The sequence below is a fragment of the Bacteroides sp. 1_1_14 genome (assembly GCF_000162515.1).
Classification (GTDB): domain Bacteria; phylum Bacteroidota; class Bacteroidia; order Bacteroidales; family Bacteroidaceae; genus Bacteroides; species Bacteroides thetaiotaomicron.
The window spans coordinates 329,417-335,030 of record NZ_GG774703.1 but is presented as its reverse complement, the minus strand read 5'-3'; the positions used below and the strand labels follow the sequence as shown (position 1 = coordinate 335,030).

At 41.0% G+C, this 5,614-nt stretch carries 3 protein-coding genes and 1 tRNA gene; 2 read left to right on the top strand and 2 right to left on the bottom strand.

Annotated elements, in window-relative coordinates; translation table 11 throughout:
• The coding region (locus tag HMPREF9007_RS25865; protein ID WP_129593455.1) for a transposase at window positions 1-317 on the bottom strand (317 nt) is incomplete at its 3' end.
• A 251-nt stretch (window positions 318-568) separates the two neighbouring features.
• On the opposite strand from HMPREF9007_RS25865, the gene HMPREF9007_RS19585 reads away from it, so the two are divergent.
• Both HMPREF9007_RS19585 and HMPREF9007_RS19590 read left to right on the top strand, forming a co-directional pair.
• Entirely contained in the window at window positions 569-3,007 is a 2,439-nt protein-coding gene (locus HMPREF9007_RS19585) for a glycoside hydrolase N-terminal domain-containing protein (RefSeq protein ID WP_008760396.1), read from the top strand.
• A 64-nt stretch (window positions 3,008-3,071) separates the two neighbouring features.
• Entirely contained in the window at window positions 3,072-4,649 is a 1,578-nt protein-coding gene (locus HMPREF9007_RS19590; RefSeq protein ID WP_008760395.1) for a beta-N-acetylhexosaminidase, read from the top strand.
• A gap of 831 nt (window positions 4,650-5,480) precedes the next feature.
• On the opposite strand, the gene HMPREF9007_RS19595 is transcribed toward HMPREF9007_RS19590, so the two are convergent.
• Window positions 5,481-5,565: transfer RNA gene (locus tag HMPREF9007_RS19595), tRNA-Ser, on the bottom strand.
• Window positions 5,566-5,614 lie beyond the last annotated feature (49 nt).

The following is a 5,614-nucleotide window of genomic DNA, read 5'->3' as shown; positions in this document are numbered from 1 at the left end:
TTGATGGTAATAAAATCCGGATGTTCATTACCGGAAAGCCAGATATAATGAATATCACGTAGGAGAAGCTTCTCTATTTTGCGGCACGAATAGATATTGTTCATGTAGGCGTAGATAATCACCTTAAGCATCATTTTAGGATGATAAGGACAACGACCGGTTGCTTTATAAAGCTTCTTGAAATTGTCAAGATTGAGATTATCAACAACAGTATTAACTATGCGAACCGGATCGTTCGCTGCTATGTTTTCATCAATTCTTCCGGGAAAAAGAACTGTTTGGTTGGGAATGTAAGGACGAAAATGTAACTTTGCCATAACGAAAAACTTTATGCCTAAAGATACAAAAACTTTGGGTAATAACAAAGCCCGGGCTTGTGAAAGTCTGGGCTTTGTGCATAAAAAAAAGGTTGTGCCAGCGTTTTGACACAACCTCTTTTTCTGTTTACAAGACATATTGTTTGTATATAGCTGTTTTTTTATTACTTTTGTGCCTTCAGCCCCAAAGAGCTGTAACACACTTAAATTCATGAAATATACTTTTATCTAATAATAAACACGCTACGACAATGAGAAAGAAACATTCGCTCCTATTTTGTGCCTTATTTACGATTTTTACGGGACATGCAGAAGATACGGATTATACCAAAGGACTTTCTATCTGGTTTGATTCTCCCAATACATTACAAGGAAAAGAAGTCTGGCATAGTTCCAAACAGGATGCCAGTTGGGAATCACAATCATTGCCTATAGGTAATGGAAGTATCGGTGCTAATATTTTGGGTTCAATAGAGGCGGAACGCATAACTTTTAATGAGAAAACGCTTTGGCGTGGCGGTCCTAATACAACCAAAGGAGCAGATTACTATTGGAATGTGAACAAACAGTCCGCGCACATCCTGGACGAAATACGTAAAGCATTCGTAGAAGGAGACCAGAAAAAAGCGGAAAAACTGACACGCGAGAATTTCAACAGTGAAGTCCCTTATGAATTTTCCAGAGAAAAGCCTTTCCGGTTTGGTAACTTCACTACAATGGGAGAATTCTATGTAGAAACAGGATTAAGCACAATAGGCATGAGTGACTACAAACGTATCTTATCATTGGATTCGGCAATGGCGGTGGTTCAGTTCAAAAAAGATGACGTAGCATATCAGCGTAACTATTTTATTTCTTACCCTGCCAATGTGATGGTGATGCGTTTCAGTGCCGACCAACCGGGCAAACAGAATCTCACTTTCAGATATGCCCCCAATCCGGTATCTACAGGGCAGTTCTCTGCCGACGGTAATAATGGTCTTGTTTATACGGCTTCTCTGGATAATAATGGAATGAAATATGCAGTCCGTATTCAGGCAACAGTAAAAGGCGGTACCTTAAACAACACAGATGGACGGATTACAGTGAAAGAAGCTGATGAAGTCGTATTCTATGTGACTGCAGATACCGATTATAAAATGAATTTCGCACCGGACTTTACCGATCCAAAAACATATGTCGGCGTTAATCCGCTTGAAACAACCCAGCAATGGATGAAGGATGCCGTATCCAAAGGATATTCCAACTTACTGGACGAACACTACAAAGACTACGCTTCTTTGTTCAACCGAGTGAAACTGGAATTGAATCCTACAGTGAAAACATCCAATCTGCCCACTGCTCAACGACTGAAAAACTATCGGAACGGACAACCTGACTACTACTTGGAAAAGCTCTATTACCAGTTCGGACGCTATCTGTTGATAGCCAGTTCCCGACCGGGTAATATGCCTGCCAATCTGCAAGGCATCTGGCATAACAACATAGACGGCCCCTGGCGTGTGGATTATCATAATAACATTAATATCCAAATGAACTACTGGCCGGCCTGCTCTACAAACCTGGATGAGTGCATGCTCCCGCTAATTGATTTCATCCGTACCTTAGTGAAACCGGGTGAAAAGACCGCTCAGTCTTATTTTGGTGCAAGAGGATGGACAGCATCTATTTCCGCCAACATCTTTGGCTTTACTACCCCATTGGAAAGTCAGGACATGTCCTGGAACTTTAATCCGATGGCAGGTCCCTGGCTGGCAACTCACGTTTGGGAATATTATGACTATACCAAGGACCTGAAATTCCTGAAAGAAACAGGATATGAACTGATTAAGAGCAGCGCCAACTTTACTGTTGACTATCTCTGGCATAAACCGGACGGAACGTATACGGCTGCCCCCTCTACTTCACCGGAACACGGCCCTATCGATCAGGGAGCTACATTTGTGCATGCAGTTGTCCGTGAAATCCTGCTGGATGCTATCCAAGCGAGCAAAGAATTGGGAATAGACAAAAAGGAACGTAAACAATGGGAGCACGTGCTTGCCAATCTCGTCCCTTATAAAATAGGTCGCTATGGTCAGTTACTGGAATGGTCAACCGATATCGACGATCCGAAAGACGAACATCGCCATGTAAATCATCTCTTCGGTCTGCATCCCGGACACACTGTTTCTCCTGTCACTACTCCCGAACTGGCAGAAGCAGCCAAAGTTGTATTGGTGCATCGTGGTGACGGAGCTACCGGCTGGAGTATGGGATGGAAGTTGAACCAGTGGGCACGCTTACAAGATGGAAATCACGCTTATACCCTCTTTGGTAATCTGCTGAAAAACGGAACAGTAGATAACCTTTGGGATACACACCCACCCTTCCAGATTGACGGAAACTTTGGTGGCACAGCCGGTATCACAGAAATGCTATTACAGAGCCACATGGGATTCATCCAATTACTACCTGCTTTACCGGATGCCTGGAAAGACGGCTCTATTTATGGCATATGCGCAAAAGGAAATTTCGAGATAGATATTGCATGGAAAGACGGACTTCTAAAAGAAGCGACTATCCTGTCCAAAGCAGGACAGAATTGTATCGTGAAGTACGCCGGTCAAACAATCTCTTTCAAAACAGTGAAAGGGCGTAGCTATCAGCTAAAATACGACAAAGAGAATGGATTAATAAAAATCAAATAATAACATAACACTTTAACCTATGTCATCTTAGATGAATACAAAAACATTTACCCCCAAATCGACCATGAAAATTTATACTTGTCTTTGCTTGCTTTTCTTAGCCGGTTATCTGGTTGCCCAGAATAATACTTCGGCATTGTTGCCTATGCCCAATCAGATAACTTCAGTAAAAGGGAAACCCTTTACTGTCCATTCCGGAAAAACGGCCATTTATTTGAGTCAGCCGGAGTTGCAGTTCACTGCCAATACGCTGCAAAATATATTATCAGACAGAATGCAAGTGGAAATTCCACTTGCTTCCGAATCCGACCGTGCTGATATCCGCTTGTTAATTGACCCTGCAATGGAAGGAAATGAGCACTATCGCATCGAAATAACTTCCAAAAGGATAACTATCAGCGGAGCTACTGTACGAGCTGTTTATTATGGAGTTATGACTATGGACCAGCTTCTTTTAGGTGATGTATGCGCCACTACACAAAAGAAAATTTCTCCTGTCTACGTTGATGATACGCCCCGATTCTCTCATCGGGCATTGATGCTCGACCCCGCCCGTCATTTTCTTCCGGTCAATGATGTGAAGTTCTTCATTGACCAGATGGCACATTACAAATACAACATACTCCAATTGCATTTGACAGATGACCAGGGATGGAGAGTCGAAATAAAAAAACATCCTAAACTAGTTGGCAAAGATTATTATACCCAAGAGCAGCTTGCCGAAATCATTCAATATGCTGCCCAACGGAATATCGAGGTCATTCCCGAACTGGATATCCCCGGACACACCGTAGCTATATTAGCAGCTTATCCCGAATTAGGATGTACTCATACCGATACGCTGCCTAAGATAGTAGGCAAAACTACGGATTTAATGCTTTGTGCAAATAATCAGAAAGTGTATTCCGTCTATCAGGATATCATCAAAGAAATATCTTCTTTGTTTCCATCCGATTATATACATTTAGGAGGCGACGAAGCTGTTATAGAAAAGAACTGGACTCAATGTACCCGTTGCCAGGCCATGATGAAAGAGTTAGGCTATCAGAAAGCTTCGCAACTCATGATTCCTTTTTTCAGCCGCATGCTTTCGTTTGTTCAGGAAAATAATAAGACTCCTATGCTTTGGTGCGAACTGGACAATATTTATCCGCCTGCCAACGACTATCTCTTTCCTTATCCCAAGAACGTAACTTTAGTAAGCTGGCGTGGAGGATTGACACCTACTTGTCTTGAACTTACCCGAAAACATGGCAATCCGCTTATCATGGCACCGGGTGAGTACGCTTATCTGGATTATCCGCAACTGAAAGGAGATTTCCCCGAGTTTAACAATTGGGGCATGCCCGTCACCACTTTGGAGAAGTCTTATCAATTCGACCCGGGATATGGCGTGTCCGCTGAAGATCAAGCCCATATCATAGGAGTTATGGGCACTTTATGGGGAGAAGCTATACGGGATATAAACCGGGCAACTTATATGGCATACCCGCGCGCTTTCGCACTGGCAGAAGCAGGATGGACACAAATGAAACATCGCAATTGGGAATCATTCAAACAACGTCTTTACCCCAATCTGACTAATATGATGAAGAAAGGGGTTTCGGTACGTGTTCCTTTTGAGATAGTTGACAGGAAGTAAAATCTCAATTATAAGCCATTTAATATGCTATTTCAACTAAACATGAGATACTAGCTATTTTTAGGGATAGAACATTGATGAAGCTATTCAAATAGTATATAAAGTGGAAGCATAGTACTATTATTTATTATACTAGTACACAGTTAGATATATATTATTATATTCTCAAAGTATTCTCACGCCTTTGAGAAAAAATTCTCACCGCAATGAGAAAAAATACTCATACCTATGAGAAAAATTTCTCATTGCAGTGAGAAATTATTCTCATTGTGGTGAGAATAAAAAGGTCTTTGTACTTCACTGATAATAATTCGGTATTTCTTGTTTTATAGATGCTTTAATTCATTACGGAATAAAGGAATGAATATTTTTATGATGCGGTAGCTTTGATATTTCAAATAAGTTCTTATGGAACTTAATCGTATTAGAAGGAGGAAAGCTAAATGGTAGTTAATGAGTATCTTGTAAATAGGAATGACTTTTATTCTATTTTGAGTACTAATATAGAGACTCAAATTGTCGTATTTTGATGAGGAATTGTTAATTCAAAAACACACATATCGTTTTATGTTAACAAGAATAAAAACGTCACAAAATGATTTGGGAAACTCTAACAAATCGTTTTGCCGTTTATAAATCAGCAACTTAACATTAAAATCGTTACTATTTTATTTCGCTCAATTTTCAGTAACGATTTAGTAACACTACTTTGTCCAAACGGGGCATTTTCTTGTTCTTTTCTTGTCTGTCGACAAAACGAAAAAAGTCCCGTAAAACCTTGATTTTACGGGACTTGTCTTAACTTTTCCACCATTTATCTTTAGTGTTCAGCGGAGAGACAGGGATTCGAACCCCGGGTACCTCGCAGTACAACGGTTTTCAAGACCGCCGCAATCGACCACTCTGCCACCTCTCCAAAACTCCTTTATCAGAAGTGCTTTCCGTTGAAAGCGGTGCAAAGGTAC

Excerpts from the sequence above, each read along its gene's own strand:
- HMPREF9007_RS19585 (WP_008760396.1), top strand. The coding sequence starts at position 569 with ATGAGAAAGAAACATTCGCTCCTATTTTGTGCCTTATTTACGATTTTT.
- HMPREF9007_RS19590 (WP_008760395.1), top strand. The coding sequence starts at position 3,072 with ATGAAAATTTATACTTGTCTTTGCTTGCTTTTCTTAGCCGGTTATCTG.